At 66.6% G+C, this 15934-nt stretch carries 12 protein-coding genes and 1 other RNA gene; 5 read left to right on the top strand and 8 right to left on the bottom strand.

The window, feature by feature from the left end:
• Positions 1-103 precede the first annotated feature (103 nt).
• From AC3FMM_RS03650 to AC3FMM_RS03640, 3 genes are all read left to right on the top strand, one after another.
• The gene (locus tag AC3FMM_RS03650; RefSeq protein WP_115711574.1) at positions 104-1015 is read left to right on the top strand and encodes a glutamate/aspartate ABC transporter substrate-binding protein; all 912 of its coding nucleotides are present in this window, start codon (positions 104-106) and stop codon (positions 1013-1015) included.
• Between the two features lie 194 nt (positions 1016-1209).
• Positions 1210-2031: a transporter substrate-binding domain-containing protein gene (locus tag AC3FMM_RS03645; RefSeq protein WP_488686120.1), complete on the top strand. Its 822-nt coding sequence runs from the start codon at positions 1210-1212 to the stop codon at positions 2029-2031.
• Between the two features lie 105 nt (positions 2032-2136).
• On the top strand, positions 2137-2796 hold the full coding sequence (locus AC3FMM_RS03640) for an amino acid ABC transporter permease (protein ID WP_115706275.1): 660 nt from the start codon (positions 2137-2139) through the stop codon (positions 2794-2796).
• A 61-nt stretch (positions 2797-2857) separates the two neighbouring features.
• On the opposite strand, the gene cphA (AC3FMM_RS03635) is transcribed toward AC3FMM_RS03640, so the two are convergent.
• Together cphA (AC3FMM_RS03635) and cphA (AC3FMM_RS03630) are read right to left on the bottom strand one after the other, a co-directional pair.
• Positions 2858-5428: a cyanophycin synthetase gene (gene cphA, locus AC3FMM_RS03635; RefSeq protein WP_115708577.1), complete on the bottom strand. Its 2571-nt coding sequence runs from the start codon at positions 5426-5428 to the stop codon at positions 2858-2860.
• Positions 5429-5471: 43 nt separating this feature from the next.
• Positions 5472-8105 (bottom strand): cyanophycin synthetase, encoded by a 2634-nt coding sequence (gene cphA / locus AC3FMM_RS03630; RefSeq protein WP_326347353.1) that lies wholly within the window; start codon positions 8103-8105, stop codon positions 5472-5474.
• Positions 8106-8343: 238 nt separating this feature from the next.
• On the opposite strand from cphA (AC3FMM_RS03630), the gene AC3FMM_RS03625 reads away from it, so the two are divergent.
• Both AC3FMM_RS03625 and AC3FMM_RS03620 read left to right on the top strand, forming a co-directional pair.
• Positions 8344-10638, top strand: a complete 2295-nt coding sequence (locus tag AC3FMM_RS03625; protein ID WP_115708581.1) for a cyanophycin metabolism-associated ABC transporter — start codon at positions 8344-8346, stop codon at positions 10636-10638.
• Positions 10628-11122, top strand: coding sequence for a cyanophycin metabolism-associated DUF1854 family protein (locus tag AC3FMM_RS03620; protein ID WP_115708583.1), 495 nt, complete (start codon positions 10628-10630; stop codon positions 11120-11122). Before AC3FMM_RS03625 ends, AC3FMM_RS03620 begins: the two co-directional genes overlap by 11 nt.
• 15 nt (positions 11123-11137) lie before the next feature.
• On the opposite strand, the gene AC3FMM_RS03615 is transcribed toward AC3FMM_RS03620, so the two are convergent.
• The 6 genes from AC3FMM_RS03615 to ompA all read right to left on the bottom strand — a co-directional run bounded on the left by AC3FMM_RS03615 (position 11138) and on the right by ompA (position 15714).
• Complete coding sequence (locus tag AC3FMM_RS03615) at positions 11138-11539, bottom strand: hypothetical protein (RefSeq protein WP_115681406.1); 402 nt, start codon at positions 11537-11539, stop codon at positions 11138-11140.
• Positions 11540-11638: 99 nt separating this feature from the next.
• Positions 11639-12661: a fimbrial protein gene (locus AC3FMM_RS03610; RefSeq protein ID WP_488686119.1), complete on the bottom strand. Its 1023-nt coding sequence runs from the start codon at positions 12659-12661 to the stop codon at positions 11639-11641.
• Positions 12662-13070: 409 nt separating this feature from the next.
• Positions 13071-13429, bottom strand: a transfer-messenger RNA (tmRNA) gene (ssrA, locus tag AC3FMM_RS03605).
• Positions 13430-13514: 85 nt separating this feature from the next.
• Positions 13515-14189, bottom strand: coding sequence for a phosphoglycolate phosphatase (gene gph / locus AC3FMM_RS03600; RefSeq protein WP_115679696.1), 675 nt, complete (start codon positions 14187-14189; stop codon positions 13515-13517).
• Entirely contained in the window at positions 14186-14944 is a 759-nt protein-coding gene (ubiG, locus tag AC3FMM_RS03595) for a bifunctional 2-polyprenyl-6-hydroxyphenol methylase/3-demethylubiquinol 3-O-methyltransferase UbiG (RefSeq protein WP_116312271.1), read from the bottom strand. The genes gph and ubiG overlap by 4 nt, the downstream gene beginning before the upstream one ends.
• A gap of 116 nt (positions 14945-15060) precedes the next feature.
• Positions 15061-15714 carry an outer membrane protein OmpA gene (gene ompA, locus AC3FMM_RS03590; protein WP_012352078.1) on the bottom strand — a complete coding sequence of 218 codons (654 nt, stop codon included), beginning with the start codon at positions 15712-15714 and terminating at the stop codon, positions 15061-15063.
• Between the last annotated feature and the right edge of the window lie 220 nt (positions 15715-15934).

Raw genomic sequence — 15934 nt, 5'->3', positions numbered from 1 at the left:
CTGCGGCCGAGCATGGGTTGTTGCCGTACCGGTAAGTCTGCAGTACCTGAAGCTGTCCATGAAGCATGCCTCGATGACCAAGCCCCACTACAAGGAGCGCCACATGCAAACGCTGCACCCCCACCGATCCGCCACCCGCCGCGCGCTTGCGGCAGCCGCGCTGCTGCTGGCCGCCGGCGCCGCCCATGCCGCCGACGGCGACACGCTGAAGAAGATCAAGGACAGCGGGGTGATCTCGCTTGGCTACCGCGAATCGTCGATCCCGTTCTCGTACACCGACGGCAAGGAGGTCATGGGCTACTCGCACGAGATCCTGCTGCAGATCGTCGACAAGGTAAAGAGCGAGCTGAAGATGCCCAACCTGCAGGTGCGCCTGACGCCGATCACCTCGCAGAACCGGATCCCGCTGGTGCAGAACGGCACCATCGACATCGAATGCGGCAGCACCACCAACAACCTCGAGCGGCAGAAGCAGGTGGCGTTCTCCAACAGCCTGTTCGTCTACGGCATCAAGATGCTGACCAAGAAGGATTCGGGCGTGAAGGAGTTTGCCGACCTGAAGGACCGCAACGTGGTCACCACCGCCGGCACCACCGGCGAGCGCCTGCTGGTCAAGATGAACGGCGAGAAGGCCATGAACATGAACCTGATCAGCACCAAGGACCACGGCCAGTCCTTCCTGATCCTGGAAACCGGCCGTGCCGCGGCCTTCGTGATGGATGAGCCGCTGCTCTACGGGGAGCGCACCAAGGCCAAGAACGCCGCCGACTGGGTGGTGGTGGGCGCGCCGCTGCAGACCGAGAACTACGCCTGCATGTTCCGCAAGGACGATCCCTCGTTCAAGAAGCTGGCCGATGGCGTGATCGCCGACCTGCAGACCAGCGGCCGCGCCGAGAAGCTGTACAACAAGTGGTTCATGGCGCCGATCCCGCCGCGCGGCATCAATATGAATTACCCGCTGTCGGCCGACATGAAGGCGCTGTTCGCGGCGCCCAACGACAAGGCCTACCAGTAGGGCGGGGCGGGCCGCGGGGGTGGAACCGGGCCCCGCGGTTATTTAGCCATGATGAATCGATATTTAGCATTCGATAGTGTTTGCGGTAGTGTTGAGCCCGATATAGGCTCATAGCAGCACAACAGCCGGCGGCGCTCCAAAAGAGGCCGGCCGGCGCTGCCCCACACTGCTTATCCGCATCGACTGGAGAACATATGCGATCGCTTCGTACTGGCTGGTTCAAATCCCTGCTGGCCGCTTCCCTGGTGGCCGGCGCCGGCCTGGCGGCCACCGCGGCCCATGCCGCCGACCTGCTCGACACCGTCAAGCAGGCCGGTGTGCTGAAGATCGGGCTGGAGGGCACCTATCCCCCGTTCGGCTTCCGTGGCGCAAAGAACGAGCTGGAAGGCTTCGACGTCGACGTGGCGCGGGCGGTGGCGGGCAAGCTCGGCGTCAAGTCGGAGTTCGTCACCACCGAATGGAGCGGCATCATCGCCGGCCTGCAGGCGGGCAAGTTCGATGTCATCGTCAACCAGGTCAACGTCACGCCGCAGCGCCAGCAGGTGCTGGATTTTTCCACGCCCTACGTCTACTCGGATGCGCAGCTGATCCAGCGCAAGGATGACAAGCGCCAGTTCAAGTCGCTGGAAGACCTGAAAGGCCACAAGCTCGGCGTCAGCCTGGGCAGCAACTACAACGACCTGGCCAAGTCCGTGGCCGGCATCGACGTCAAGACCTATCCCGGCGCGCCCGAGTACCTGCGCGACCTGGCGGCACAGCGCGTCGACGCCGCGCTGAACGACCGGCTGATGGTCGCGTACCTGGTCAAGACCGCAAACCTGCCGCTGCGCCCTGGCGCGATCGTGGCGGGTGCCACCACGCAGGTGGCGATCCCGTTCCGCAAGGACAACCCCAAGTTTGCGCAGGCGATCAACCACGCGCTGGATGAACTGGCCAAGGACGGCACGCTCGGCAAGCTGTCGGTGAAGTGGTTCGGCACCGATGTGACCAAGCCCGCCGGCAAGCCGATCAAGTAAGCCGACCGGCAGGGCGTTATCATGTCGCGGCGCGGCGGCCTGCATGGCTGCCGCGCCGCTTTGCTTTGTGCCCTTTATTGCTGATCCTTTTCGCGCCGCCACGCCATGCCCGCTCTCCAGCTCGTCATCGACTCCCTGCCCGTGTTGCTGCAGGGCACGCTGCTGACCATCAAGTTCGCGTTGTGGTCGATGGTGTTCGGGCTGATGCTGGGCACGGTGGTGGCGCTGATGGGCATCAGCCATAGCCGTGCGCTCAAGGGGGTGGCGCGGGGCTATGTCAGCATCATGCGCGGCACGCCGCTGCTGGTGCAGATCTTCGTGGTCTATTACGGGCTGCCCGGCATCGGCATCGCGCTGGAGCCGACCCCCGCGGGCGTGCTGACGCTCAGCCTGAACGTCGGCGCCTATTTGTCTGAGAGCATGCGCGGCGCCATCCTGGGCGTGGCCCGCGGGCAGTGGCTGGCGGCCTACAGCCTGGGCCTGACGCCGGCGCAGGCGCTGCGCTACGTGGTGGGCCCGCAGGCGCTGCGGCTGGCGGTGCCAAGCCTGTCGAACAGCCTGATCAGCCTGATCAAGGATACGTCGCTGGTATCGGTCATTACCGTCACCGAGCTGCTGCGCACCGCGCAGGAGGTGATTGCCGCCACCTACCAGCCTTTGCCGCTGTATCTGGCGGTGGCGGCGATCTATTGGATCTTGAGCACGGGCTTGTCAGGGCTGCAGCACCGGCTGGAGCGGAGGTTGTCGCTGCCGGGGCGGCATTGAGACCCGCGCCAAAGCAAAAGGCCAGCTCCACGGAGCTGGCCTTTGTGCATCAGCGGACCGTTCAGCCCTGCGCGATGCGCCCGGCGATATGCCCCAGCGCCTCTTCCACCTGGTCCACCAGGATCAGGCACAGGTCGCCCGGCTGCAGGTGCGACAGCGCGGTATCGATGGCGAGGAACTCGCCGCGGATTTCCTCGACCTGGCTGGCGCGTTGGGCGCCCTGCAGGCCTTCGCGCAGCAGCGCCAGCACTTCGCCGTCGGCGCGGCCGCGCTGGCACTGGTCCTGGTACAGCACGACCTCGTCGAACACGCCGCCCAGGATCTGGGTCTGGCGGCGGATGTCGTCGTCGCGGCGGTCACCCGCGCCGCTGATCACCACCACGCGCCGCGTGGCCGGGATGGATTCGATCGCGTTGCACAGCGCCAGGATCGCATCCGGGTTGTGGCCGTAGTCGGCGATCAGCGTGGCGCCGCGGTAGTCGAACACATTGAAGCGTCCGGGCGCGGTCTGCGCATCGTTGACAAAGGTCGCCAGCCCGCGGCGGATCACCGCCCAGTCGATGCCGAGCGCCCACGCCGCGGCGATCGACGACATCGCGTTCTCGACCTGGAAGCCGATGGTGCCGTTGCGCGTCAGCGGGATCTCCGCCAGCGCGATGCGCATTTCGGCATCGCCTTCGGCGGCGACGATGTCGGCGCCGTCGACGAACACCACGCGCTTGCCCTGCGCGCGGTGCGTGGCCATGGCGGGCTGGTCGGGATCGTGCGCGAAGAAGGTGACGCTGCCCGGGCAGGCGTCGGCCATGCGCACCACCATCGGATCGGCGGCGTTGAGCACGGCCATGCCGTGCGGCGCGACGTTCTGCACGATCACGCTCTTGAGCACCGCCAGGTCTTCCACCGAGTTGATGTAGGACAGGCCCAGGTGGTCGCCTTCGCCGACGTTGGTCACCACCGCCACGTCGCAGCGGTCGAAGGCCAGGCCCTCGCGCAGCAGGCCGCCGCGCGCGGTCTCGAACACGGCGGCGTCCACGTCCGGGTGCAGCAGCACGTTGCGCGCGCTGCGCGGGCCGCTGCAGTCGCCGGTGTCGATGCGCTCGCCCTGGATATAGACGCCGTCGGTGCCGGTCATGCCCATGCGCAGGCCGCTGCTGGCCATGATGTGGGTGATCAGGCGGACCGTGGTGGTCTTGCCATTGGTGCCGGAGACCGCCACCACCGGGATGCGGCCATCGTCGCCGTCGGCAAACATGGTCGAGACGATGGCTTCGCCGACCGCGCGGCCCTTGCCGTACGACGGCTGCAGGTGCATGCGCAGGCCCGGCGCGGCGTTGACCTCGACAATGCCGCCGGCCTGTTCCTCGAACGGCTTGAGCATGGTCTCGCACACCGCGTCGACGCCGGCGATGTCGAGGCCCACCATTTGCGCCGCGGCCACGGCGCGCGCGGCGATGTCCGGGTGGACGTCGTCGGTCACGTCGGTGGCGCTGCCGCCGGTGGACAGGTTGGCGTTGTTGCGCAGCACCACGCGGGTACCGGCGGCCGGCACGGAATCGGCGGTCAGGTTCTGCTTGGCCAGCGTGGCCAGCGCGATATCGTCGAAGCGGATCTTGGTCAGCGAGGTGGCATGGCCTTCGCCGCGGCGCGGGTCGCGGTTCACTTCCTCGACCAGCTGGCGCACGGTGTGCACGCCGTCGCCGATCACCTGCGGCGGATCGCGGCGCGCGGCCGCGACCAGCTGCTTGCCGACCACCAGCAGGCGGAAATCATGGCCCGGAATATAGCGCTCGACGATCACGTCGGAGCTGATGTCCGAGGCGACCTCGTAGGCCGTCATCACTTCCTCGCGGGTGCGGATGCGCACCGCCACGCCCTTGCCCTGGTTGCCGTCGCGCGGCTTGACCACCACCGGCGCGTCGATCTCCTGCGCCGCGGCCCAGGCTTGGTCGGCGCTGCGCACCGAGCGGCCCAGCGGCACCGGCACCCCGGCGGCGTGCAGCAGGCTCTTGGTCAGTTCCTTGTCCTGCGCGATCGACTCGGCCACGGCGCTGGTGCGGTCGGTCTCGGCCGCCTGGATGCGGCGCTGCTTGCTGCCCCAGCCGAACTGCACCATCGAGCCCTGCGTCAGGCGCCGGTACGGAATCCCGCGTGCGACCGCGGCGTAGACGATCGAGCCGGTGCTCGGCCCCAGGCGCACGTCCTCGTCCAGCTCGCGCAGGCGGTGCAGCGCGTCGGCAAGGTCGAACGGGGTGTCGTGGCGCGCGGCCTGGCACAGCGCCTCGGCCAGTTCGAAGGCGAGCCGGCCGACTTCTTCCTCGCTGTATTGCACGATCACCTGGTAGATGCCGGGCTCGACCGTCTGCGCGGTGCGGCTGAACGTGACCGGGCAGCCGGCGGCCGCCTGCAGGCGCAGCGCCGTCACTTCCAGTACGTGGGCCAGCGACAGCTCGACCGATTCCTCGTCCGGGCGCAGCGGCCCGATCTCGGGGAAGCGGGCGCGCAGCCGGTCTTCAAAGCCGGGCAGGGCCGACAGCATGTTGGCGGTGTCCTGGCACGCCACGATCGCCTCGATGGCGGTGTGGCGGCACCACAGGTTCGGGCCCCGCAGGGCCCGGATTCGGGAGACTTCCATAGAACGGTTTCCGTGTCTTCTATGCGCGGTTGGGCTGGGGGCGTCAGGCGCGGCGGGCGGGCTGGCCCATCCAGTGGTGCACCAGGTCGACGGTGGCGCCGGTGGCGGCCTCGTCGCACTGCAGGACCAGCAGGTCGCCCGGCACCAGTTGGCCGAGGGCGGCTTCGATGGCGCTGGCGCGGGTGCCTTCGTCGATGATCTTGGTCACGCGCCGGCCTTCGTACAGGCCCTGCTTGAGCAGCGCGCGCGCCTCGGCGTCGGGCAGGGCGCGCTTGACGCTGCGATCCTCGCACAGGAACACGCGGTCGAAATGCTGGCCCAGGACCTTGCCCTGGCGCACCAGGTCGTCGTCGCGGCGCTGCACGCCGGCGCCGTAGACCACCATGCGGCGCTCGGCCGGGAAGCGCTCCAGCGCGGTCGCCAGCGCTTCCAGCGCGGGGGCGTTGTGGGCGTCGTCGACCACCACCGTGGCGCCGTTGCGCTCGAACAGCGTGAAGCGGCCCGGCACGTCGACCTGGCCCACATCGAAGGTCACCACGCCGGCGCGGATCAGGTCATTGGAGATGCCCAGCGCCCAGCCGGCGGCGACCGCGGCCAGCACGTTCTCGATCTGGAATGCGACACGGCCGGCGTAGGTCAGCGGCACCGCGGCCACGTCGACCAGCGCGGTCTCGCTGGTGCCGGTGGCCAGCACGATCTTGCCTTCGCGCACGTACACCGCACGCTTGCCGGCGGCGCGGTGCGAGATGATCGCAGGCAGTTCCGGGGTCAGGCCGAAGAAGATCACGTCGCCGTCGCACAGTTCGGCCATCTCGACCAGGCGCGCGTCGCGCGCGTTGAGCACGGCGGCACCGTTCTGCAGCACCACGTCTACCTGCGTGCGCAGCACGTTGTACATGCGGTCTTCGTCTTCGACGTAATAGTCGCCGAGATGGTCGGGCTGGTCGAAATTGGTGACCACGCCGACCTGGCAGCGGTCATAGGCCAGGCCCTCGGACAGGATGCTGCCGCTGTCGTTCTCGAACACGGCGGCCTCGACCGCGCGGTTCATCAGGATGCGGTGGCCGGCTTCCCAGTTGGCGCGGTCGCCGCTTTCGACCTGGCGGCGGTCCAGGAACAGGCCGTCGCTGCAGGCCAGGCCGGTATGCTTGCCCGACAGTTGCAGCAGCCGTGCCACCAGCCGCGCCACCACGGTCTTGCCGTTGGTGCCGGTCACGCCCACCACCGGGATGCGGCCCTGGTCGTCTTCCGACTCGGGGAACAGGTGGTTGACGATGGCGCGGCCCACCGGGCGCGGCGTGCCCTCGGCGGGCTTGATATGCATCAGCAGGCCGGGGCCGGCGTTGACTTCGACGATGGCGCCGCGCTGTTCATGCAGCGGGCGCGAGATGTCCTCGGCCACCAGGTCCACGCCGGCAATGTCCAGCCCCACCACGCGCGCGGCCAGCGCGGCATGCGCGGCCACGCTGGGGTGCACGCGGTCGGTGACGTCGAAGGCGACGTTGCCATTGCGCTGGATCAGCACGGTGCGGCCTTCCGGCGGCACCGAACTGCCGTCCATGCCCTGGCGCTTCAGCTCCAGCCGCGCGGCGGAGTCGAGGCGCACGCGGTTGAGCGGGTGGTCCTCGGTGCTGCCGCGGCGCGGATCGGAATTGATCTGCAGCTCTATCAGCTCGTCGATGGTGGACTTGCCGTCGCCGACCACGCTGGCGGTCTCGCCCATGGCAGCGGCCACCAGGCGGCCGCCCACCACCAGCAGGCGGTGCTCGTTGCCCGGGATGAAGCGCTCGACGATGACCCCGCTGCCTTCGTCGATGGCCACGCCATAGGCGGTTTCCACTTCCTCGCGGGTCATCAGGTTGGTGAACACGCCGCGGCCATGGTTGCCGTCATAGGGCTTCACCACCACCGGCACGCCGATGTCCTCGGCGGCGTCCCAGGCGTCTTCCGGCGATTCGACCAGGCGGCCCTCCGGCACCGGCACGCCGCAGGATTCCAGCAGGCTCTTGGTCAGGTCCTTGTCGCGCGAGATGCTTTCGGCGATGGCGCTGGTGCGGTCGGTCTCGGCGGTCCAGATGCGGCGCTGGCGCGCGCCGTAGCCCAGCTGCACCAGGTTGCCGTCCGACAGGCGGATCGCCGGGATGTCGCGGTCGTCTGCGGCATCGACGATGCAGGCGGTGCTGGGGCCCAGGCAATGCTTGTCGACCAGGCGGCGCAGATGCTCCACCGTGGCCGCGACGTCGTAGGGGCGGTCCTCGATCGCGGCCATGACCAGGTCGCGCGCGCCGAACAGGGCGGCGCGGGTGACTTCCTCGTGCCAGGCACGCACGATCACCTTGTAGATGCCGCGCACCGGCGTTTCGCGCGCCTTGCCGAAGCCGCCCGGCATCCCCGCCAGGTTTTGCAGCTCAAGCGTCACGTGTTCCAGGATATGGCCCGGCCAGGTGCCTTCCTTCAGCCGCTGCAGGAAGCCGCCGCGCTCGCCGATGCTGCAGCGATGCTCGATCAGCGACGGCAGCCAGGCCGACAGGCGCTCGTAGAACCCCGGAATCGTGTTGGAGGGAAAGTCCTCCAGTTCCCCGATATCGACCCATGCCTCCAGAACGGGCCGATATGTCCACATATTCGGGCCGCGCAGCGACATGACATCGAAAATCTCAATGTCCTTCTTTTTCATTGAATTAGCTTGAGGCAGTGGGCGGAACGCCCGAGAAATGGAAGCCTAACCTTTCAGTAACGTTACAGCACGGAGCGGGTTGACTTTCTTGGTGTAAAAGTGATTGTGCAATGCATCAGGGCTACCCGCGCGTTCGTCGTTATGTATACTGCGGGCGAATTCGCGGGCCGCCAGCGCGTGCCCGGTCTAAATTGTTTCAAGTTATGTCCGCATTCCCTGGACGCACGCCGCGCCATCCATGACCCAGTCCTCCCTGCCTGTCCCTACCGCCACCGCCGCCGATGAACCCTGGCGGACTGAAGCCGGATCGTGGCTCCGACCCGGCGAGACTGTCCTGGCCGGACTGGCGCTGGACCTCGACGCGAGGCTGCATTTTACCCAAGGGTGGCTGGTTGTGACCGACCAGCGCATCGTTGCCCGCGCCCCCGGCGAAAAAAATGTGCGGGAATGGAACATCGCCCCTGCGCTACGCCTGTCGCATACCGACCACGCGGGGGTGGGCACGCTGGAACTGACCGGCCCGGCCGGCCGGCTCGCCACCTGGCGATATACGCTTGGTTACAATCCCGCCGCTCTGCGGCTGGCGGACCAGTTCGAGGCCCAGCGCGACGCCGCCGCCTCGCGTCCGGTCACTGTCGCCGGCGAGGTGTTGTGCCCGACCTGCAAGGCGCCGCTGCCGCCGGACGAGGAACAGTGTCCGCAATGCAGTCGCGAGCTGGAAACGCCGCCGTCGACCTGGGCGCTGCTGCGGCTATGGCGCTTCGCCCAGCCATACCGCTGGCAACTGCTGGGCGGCTTTCTCCTGACGCTGTTGTCGACCGCCGCCACGCTGGTGCCGCCATACCTGACCATGCCGCTGATGGACAAGGTGCTGATCCCGTTCCAGAACGGCGTGCCGATCGACTATGGGCTGGTGCGGCTTTACCTGGCGGGGCTGCTCGGCGCCGCGCTGGTGGCGTGGTCGCTGGGATGGGCGCGAACTTACCTGCTGGCGCGGGTATCGGAGCGCATCGGCGCGGATCTGCGCACGACCACGTATGAACATTTGCTAAAGCTGTCGCTGGAGTATTTTGGCGGCAAGCGCACCGGCGACCTGATGGCGCGCATCGGTTCGGAAAGCGACCGCATCTGCGTGTTCCTGTCACTCCATCTGCTGGACTTCGCCACCGACGTGCTGATGATCCTGATGACGGCGGTGATCCTGGTCTCGATCAACCCGTGGCTCGCGCTGGTGACGCTGGTGCCGTTGCCGTTTATCGCCTGGATGATCCACCTGGTGCGCGACCGCCTGCGCCACGGGTTCGAGAAGATCGACCGGATCTGGTCGGAGATCACCAACGTGCTCGCCGACACCATCCCCGGCATCCGCGTGGTCAAGGCGTTCGCCCAGGAAAAGCGCGAAGTCACGCGCTTCGGCGAGGCCAACAAGCACAACCTCGCGATCAACGACCGCGTCAACGCGGTGTGGTCGCTGTTCACGCCGACGGTGACGCTGCTGACCGAGATCGGTCTACTGATCGTGTGGGTGTTCGGCATCTGGCAGGTGTCGCACAGCGCCATCACGGTGGGCGTCCTGGTGGCGTTCCTGACCTATATCAGCCGCTTCTATACGCGGCTGGATTCGATGAGCCGCATCGTCTCGGTGACGCAGAAGGCCGCTGCCGGCGCCAAGCGCATCTTCGACATCCTCGACCATGTGTCGAGCGTGCCCGAGCCGGTGCGCCCGGCGAAGCTGGACCAGGTCGAAGGCGCCATCGACATGAGCGACCTGGGCTTCCGCTACGGCAACCGCGCGGTGATCCGCGGGCTGAACCTGTCGATCGCGCCGGGCGAGATGATCGGGCTGGTCGGCCACAGCGGCTCCGGCAAGAGCACGCTGGTCAACCTGATCTGCCGCTTCTACGACGTCTCGGAGGGCGCGATCCGGGTCGACGGGGTCGATATCCGCTCGCTGCCGGTATCGGAGTACCGCCGCCATATCGGCCTGGTGCTGCAGGAGCCGTTCCTGTTTTTCGGCACGATCGCCGACAACATCGCCTACGGCAAGCCGGACGCCACGCGCGAGGAGATCATCGCCGCCGCGCGCGCCGCGCATGCGCACGAGTTCATCCTGCGGCTGCCGCACGGCTATGACTCGCTGGTGGGTGAGCGTGGCCAGGCGCTGTCGGGCGGCGAGCGCCAGCGCATCTCGATTGCGCGCGCGCTGCTGATCAACCCGCGCATCCTGATCATGGACGAGGCCACCTCGTCGGTCGACACCGCCACCGAGAAGGAAATCCAGAAGGCGCTCGACAACCTGGTGCAGGGCCGCACCACCATTGCCATCGCGCACCGCCTGTCGACGCTGCGCAAGGCCGACCGGCTGGTGGTGATGGACCGCGGCCAGATCGTCGAAGTGGGCAGCCACGACGAGCTGCTGTTGCGCGAAGGCGCGTACTACAAGCTTTACCAGGCGCAGGCGCGCAATGTCGATACCGAAGACGACGACGCCGAAGAGCCGATCCAGATCCCCGAGACCGCCCATGCCCAATGACATTGCCGCCGCCGCGCCGACCCCCGTGTTCACGCTGGACCGCAACCCGTTCGGCCGCCTGGTGCTGATCGCCGAGGACGGCACTGTCCATGAAGGCGTGGTGCCGGTGCGTGCCTTCCCGATCTCGGCGCCGCAGGGCGGCATCGGCATGATGAGCGCCGACGGGCACGAGGTGGTATGGATTCCGCGGCTGGAAGACCTGCCGATCGCCGAGCGCGACATGATCGAGGCGGAGCTGGCCTCGCGCGAGTTCATGCCGGAAATCGAGCGCATCGTCAGTGTGTCGACCTACGCCACACCCAGCGTGTGGACGGTCAAGACCGACCGCGGCCAGACCGACCTGGTGCTGCGCGGCGAAGAGGCGATCCGGCGCCTGGCTGGCAGCACGCTGCTGATCTCGGACACGCACGGCATCCACTACCTGATCCGCGACCTGATGGCGCTGGACAAGCACAGCCGCAAGATACTTGACCGATTCCTTTGAAGGGCGGCCGGGAGGTCAGTGCAGCAGCTCCGACGAATCGTCCTCGTCGTCCCAGTCGTCGTGCATCACCGGCACGTCGGGTGCCATGTCGAACACCATCGAGTGATAGCGCACGCTGAACCACTCGCGAAACATCTTCAGCGACAGTTCCTCGGGCCATGCCGAGTCGTCGAACCATTCGCCGAGCATGAATTCGAAGAATTCCTGCCAGCGCTTCTCGACCCAGCGGACGGCGTTCTCGTGCGTGTCAGCCAGCTCCTCGGGCAGCAGGAACACGCTCTGGTCTTCGCGCACCTGCTCCAGCGTGAGGCCGGCCACAGGCTGGGGATCGACCGCCTGGATCCAGTCCAGGAACGGTTGTTCCGGAACCAGGGCGATCATGGAGCGGTTGATGGTGAAGCGGGGATGGTCGGACATCGCGAAAGCCTTGAAGGACTGCAGCGGGCTATTGTAGTCCTTCGGTTCCGGGATGTAGCGATGAACCATGCCTCCGGTACGTCACTGCCGCGATAGCGCTTACTGGTAGTCCAGCGTAAACACCATCGAACTGCTGACGTTACCCGGCGAAGGGGTGCCGCCGAGGCTGGCATAGCGGGCGCCGAAGCGATAGGTGGCGGGTACGTTGGCCTGGATGCTCCCCATGGCATTGCGCATCTGCAGCGGTACCGGCGCGGTGCCGCTGGCATTCATGATCTGCACGCCCGCGCCGCCCGCCGCGCCGGGGGTCCCGGCATTGCTGAGGCCGAGGATGCCGGACGCGGTCGACATCACCGGCGTGCCGGCGGCGGCGTCCAGCGTCATGCCGACGATGGCCGCACTGTTGCAGCTCAACTGGATGGCGAATGGCGTGTTGCCGCCGGAGCCTTGCGTCGCAAGCGTCCTGGCGCTGATCGCAGGCAGGTTCACCGTGGTGGGCGCGACGACATTGCAGGCGATTTCGCGCGTTGCGATGGTGCCGGAAAAGCCGATGTAGTTGTCGCGGTTTCCCGTGCCGCTCAGCGCGCCTTCCACCGACCCGTTATAGACCCCGAAGCCGAAGCGGGTCTGGGCGGGGTCGAGGTTGCCGGGCGAGATCGGCCCGGTCTTGACGAACTCGATGGTCACCGATACGGAATAGGTCAGGTCGGCATTGAGGAGGCCCAGGTTGGCCGAGCGGGTGTCGCACCAGACGCCCGAAGCATTGGTCATCGGCTGGCCAGCGGCATTGCGCAGGCGGATGCCAACGCCCGGGACACCGGTGGAATAGACGCCCGGCCTTACTTCGGTACCGGACCCGTAGTAGCACGAGACGATCGGGGCGCCAGGCACCACCCAGGGCAGCACGTTGGTGCAGCTGCCGCTGAACTGGTAGCTGCGTACCGTTCCGGGAATCGTGCTGCCCTCGGCAAGGTTGACCGCGATCGCCATGCTGTCGAGGGTCTGGTCATAAGGCAACGATGGCGTGGCAGTGCACTTCGCATGGGCCAGGTGCGGTGCCCCGAAGCTCGCCACTATGACCAGCCAGCGGCGCAGGAAATGGAAGAGTTGGGATCGGTTCATAGCAGGGTCAGGAATGCGGCTTGCCGCGCGCAGCTCCCGCGGCGAGTGCGAAGCAGGCCAATGACAACCAGCGACATGCCGGTCAAAGTTCCTTGCTACGATAGGATCGGCACACTCGTGAAGCGATAAGGCTTGGCCTATTTTGGGGTCGGAAATTTTCCCGTCCCTGACCGTCGCACCAAAAGAAAAAGCCCTCGGCCGGGTGGACGAGGGCTCGAAGTGGCAGCGGGCGAGTCGCGGATCGCCCGCATCGCATCATGGGCCTGCATGGCGGGCCCGGCATCCCCAAATCTGGGGATGTTGTTTTTTCCCGGCGCATGCCAGCAACGGCGCCGGGCAAAGAAAAAACCCGCGCAGCCTGAGCTGTCGCGGGTTTCTGGTCCTGCTGGTACTGCGTCGGACTGAATACTGGTGGAGCCGGCGGGAATCGAACCCGCGTCCGCAAGCCCTCCACAGAGAGTTCTACATACTTAGTTCTGTCATTTGATTTAACCGGCGCATCGCGGACGAACACGCTCTACGACGGCGAGTCACTAGGTTTTCGTCCCCGGCTTCGTGACCCTTCCGGAGCTTATCTGACGTAAATGACCTCGCGTGGTCTTGCGACCCTAGCCCGTCAGCGAGCCAGTGCGAGGACGGCGGCCCTTAGGCTGCCAGTGCGTAACGTTCGTCGTTAGCAGTTATTGCATTCCCATTGATTAACGAGGTGACGGGTCCTCGGTATGCCCTCCACTGCTTTGTAACCCACGTCGAAACCAGGTCGGCCCCAGTGAGGAAGCTGGATTGTACCCGGTTGGACGCAAGCTGTCTTGGGGAGTTCCAGGCCCGGTGCCTGGATACTGCCAGCGCACTTTCAGGCGATCGCGGCGGGTACCAGCAGCGGAATCAGCTCCGCCGGGTGGCGGATCAGGTGGTCCGCGCCCCAGGCCTCGGGCGGGTCGCCGTCGCCGCAGTAGCCGTAGGCGGCGGTCACTGTGATCATGCCCGCGGCCTTGCCGGCCTGGATGTCGCGCAGGTCGTCGCCCACATAGACGCAGCGGCTCGGGTCGACGCCGGCACTCGCGGCGGCATGCAGCAGCGGGGCGGGGTGGGGCTTGGCGTGCGGCGTGGTGTCGCCGCTGACCACGGCGCTGGCGCGGGGCGCCAGGCCGATCGCGGCGACCAGCGGCACCGTGAAGCGCGCGATCTTGTTGGTCACGATGCCCCACGGGATCCCCGCCGCCTCGAGCGCGGCCAGCACCTGCGGCATGCCGTCGAACAGGCGCGTATGCACCGCGATGTCGGCCTCGTAGTAATCCAGGAAGGTATCGCGCAGGGCCGGAAATTCGGCGTCCTCCGGGCGCAAGCCGAACGCCGCGCCCAGCAGTCCGCGCGCGCCGTGCGAGGCCACGGGGCGCAGCTTGTCGTAGGCCACCGGCGGGCGGCCGCGTTCGACCACCAGCCGGTTCGCCGCGGCAGCCAGGTCAGGCGCGGTGTCGGCGAGGGTGCCGTCGAGATCGAAGAAGACCCCTGCGATCGCCGCGGTCATGCCGCCACCCGGCGGAATGCCATCAGGTAGTTCACGTCCGTGTCGCGGCCCAGGCTATAGACCTGCGACAGCGGGTTGTAGGTCATGCCGCGCATCTCGACCAGGTCCAGGCCGGCCTGGCGCGCGAAGCGGGCCAGCTCTGAGGGTGTGATGAACTTTTCGTAGTCGTGGGTGCCGCGCGGCAGCATGTTGAGCACGTATTCGGCGCCGACGATGGCCAGCAGGTAGGCCTTCAGGTTGCGGTTGATGGTCGAGAAGAACACATGGCCGCCCGGACGGACCAGCGTCGTGCATGCCTGCACGATCGAAGCCGGATCCGGCACGTGTTCGAGCATCTCCATGCAAGTGACCACATCCACGCTGGCCGGCTCGCGCGCGGCCAGCGCTTCGGCGGCGATCTCCTCGTAGGTCACGGCAACGCCGGACTCCAGGCTGTGCAGGTCCGCCACCTTGAGCGCCTTGCTGGACAGGTCGATGCCGCGCACGGTGGCACCGAGGCGTGCCATGCTCTCGGAGAGGATGCCGCCGCCACAGCCCACGTCGACCACCCGCTTGCCCGCCAGTGCGGCGATGCCATCGATCCAGCCCAGGCGCAGCGGGTTCAGCTCGTGCAGCGGCTTGAACTCGCTTTGCGGATCCCACCAGCGGTGGGCCAACTCGCTGAATTTATCGATTTCCTTGGGGTCGGCATTCCGGCGCGGCGGGTGCTGGCTGGCGGCGTCGGCTGCGGGGAGGGTTTGCGATTGCAACGTCATCGTATGCGGGTCCGGCGGCGCTGGCCGCGGCGGGTGGAGGAAGGGGACAGTCCGGGCAACTGTACCAAAAAAAAAGCCCAGCTTGCGCTGGGCTTCTTGGATCGGAAGGGTTCCGATTAACGTGCGCTGCGGGTGCCGACCACTTCGACTTCCACGCGGCGGTTCGGCTGCTGGCAGGCGATCTGCGACTTGCGGTTGCCCTTGCACGACTTCGGATCGACCTTCAGCTGGCGCTTGCCCTTGCCTTCGGTGTAGACGCGGTTGGCTTCAACGCCCTTGCTCACCAGGTAAGCCTTGACCGATTCAGCGCGGCGGATCGACAGGCGATCGTTGTACTTGTCCGAGCCGAACGAGTCGGTGTGGCCAACGGCGATGATGACTTCCAGGGTGATGCCTTGCAGCTTCGAGACCAGGTCGTCCAGCTTGGCCTTGCCTTCGGGCTTCAGCACAGCCTTGTCGAAGTCGAACAGGGTGTCAGCAGCGAAAGTGACCTTCTCGCTCGAAACCACCGGAGGAGCCACCGGAGCCGGAGCCGGAGCGGCCACAGCCGGAGCCAGGGCGCCGTCGCACAGCGCGTTGGCCGTGGCCGGGGTCCAGGAGCTGTCGCGCCAGCAGAGCTCGTTCGTGCCATTCTTCCACACGTACTCGCTCGTACCGTTGCCCCAGTTGTCGTTCACTGCCTTCTTTTCATAAGGGACGGACTGAGCTTGAGCGGATGCAGCCATTACTGCGGTAGCTGCAACGAGCGCGAGCTTGGCAAATTTTTTCATATTTCTCCTCTCAGGATGAGATCACCGCAGGGTTACTGCGAGCAAATGGACGAAAACAAGTCATACATTCTTCGGAGTATAACATTCTCGATGTGGCGGATGCTCCACTTCGAACAATGTCTGGCTCTTCGCTGGGGAATTGTGCCACAAGGGTCGTTTCCTAAGAAGTAAATATATTCGATTCGCCGCATGGGTTTTGGGCCTGTGGTGTTTGTGCAAC

The sequence above is a fragment of the Cupriavidus sp. 207A1 genome (assembly GCF_057798955.1).
The sequence above is the reverse complement of the archived record's forward strand: the minus strand, read 5'-3'. Positions and strand labels throughout refer to the sequence as shown.

Coding starts and splice junctions, on each gene's coding strand:
- AC3FMM_RS03650 (WP_115711574.1), top strand. CDS start 104: ATGCAAACGCTGCACCCCCACCGATCCGCCACCCGCCGCGCGCTTGCG.
- AC3FMM_RS03645 (WP_488686120.1), top strand. CDS start 1,210: ATGCGATCGCTTCGTACTGGCTGGTTCAAATCCCTGCTGGCCGCTTCC.
- AC3FMM_RS03640 (WP_115706275.1), top strand. CDS start 2,137: ATGCCCGCTCTCCAGCTCGTCATCGACTCCCTGCCCGTGTTGCTGCAG.
- cphA (WP_115708577.1), bottom strand. CDS start 5,428: ATGGAAGTCTCCCGAATCCGGGCCCTGCGGGGCCCGAACCTGTGGTGC.
- cphA (WP_326347353.1), bottom strand. CDS start 8,105: ATGAAAAAGAAGGACATTGAGATTTTCGATGTCATGTCGCTGCGCGGC.
- AC3FMM_RS03625 (WP_115708581.1), top strand. CDS start 8,344: ATGACCCAGTCCTCCCTGCCTGTCCCTACCGCCACCGCCGCCGATGAA.
- AC3FMM_RS03620 (WP_115708583.1), top strand. CDS start 10,628: ATGCCCAATGACATTGCCGCCGCCGCGCCGACCCCCGTGTTCACGCTG.
- AC3FMM_RS03615 (WP_115681406.1), bottom strand. CDS start 11,539: ATGTCCGACCATCCCCGCTTCACCATCAACCGCTCCATGATCGCCCTG.
- AC3FMM_RS03610 (WP_488686119.1), bottom strand. CDS start 12,661: ATGAACCGATCCCAACTCTTCCATTTCCTGCGCCGCTGGCTGGTCATA.
- gph (WP_115679696.1), bottom strand. CDS start 14,189: ATGACCGCGGCGATCGCAGGGGTCTTCTTCGATCTCGACGGCACCCTC.
- ubiG (WP_116312271.1), bottom strand. CDS start 14,944: ATGACGTTGCAATCGCAAACCCTCCCCGCAGCCGACGCCGCCAGCCAG.
- ompA (WP_012352078.1), bottom strand. CDS start 15,714: ATGAAAAAATTTGCCAAGCTCGCGCTCGTTGCAGCTACCGCAGTAATG.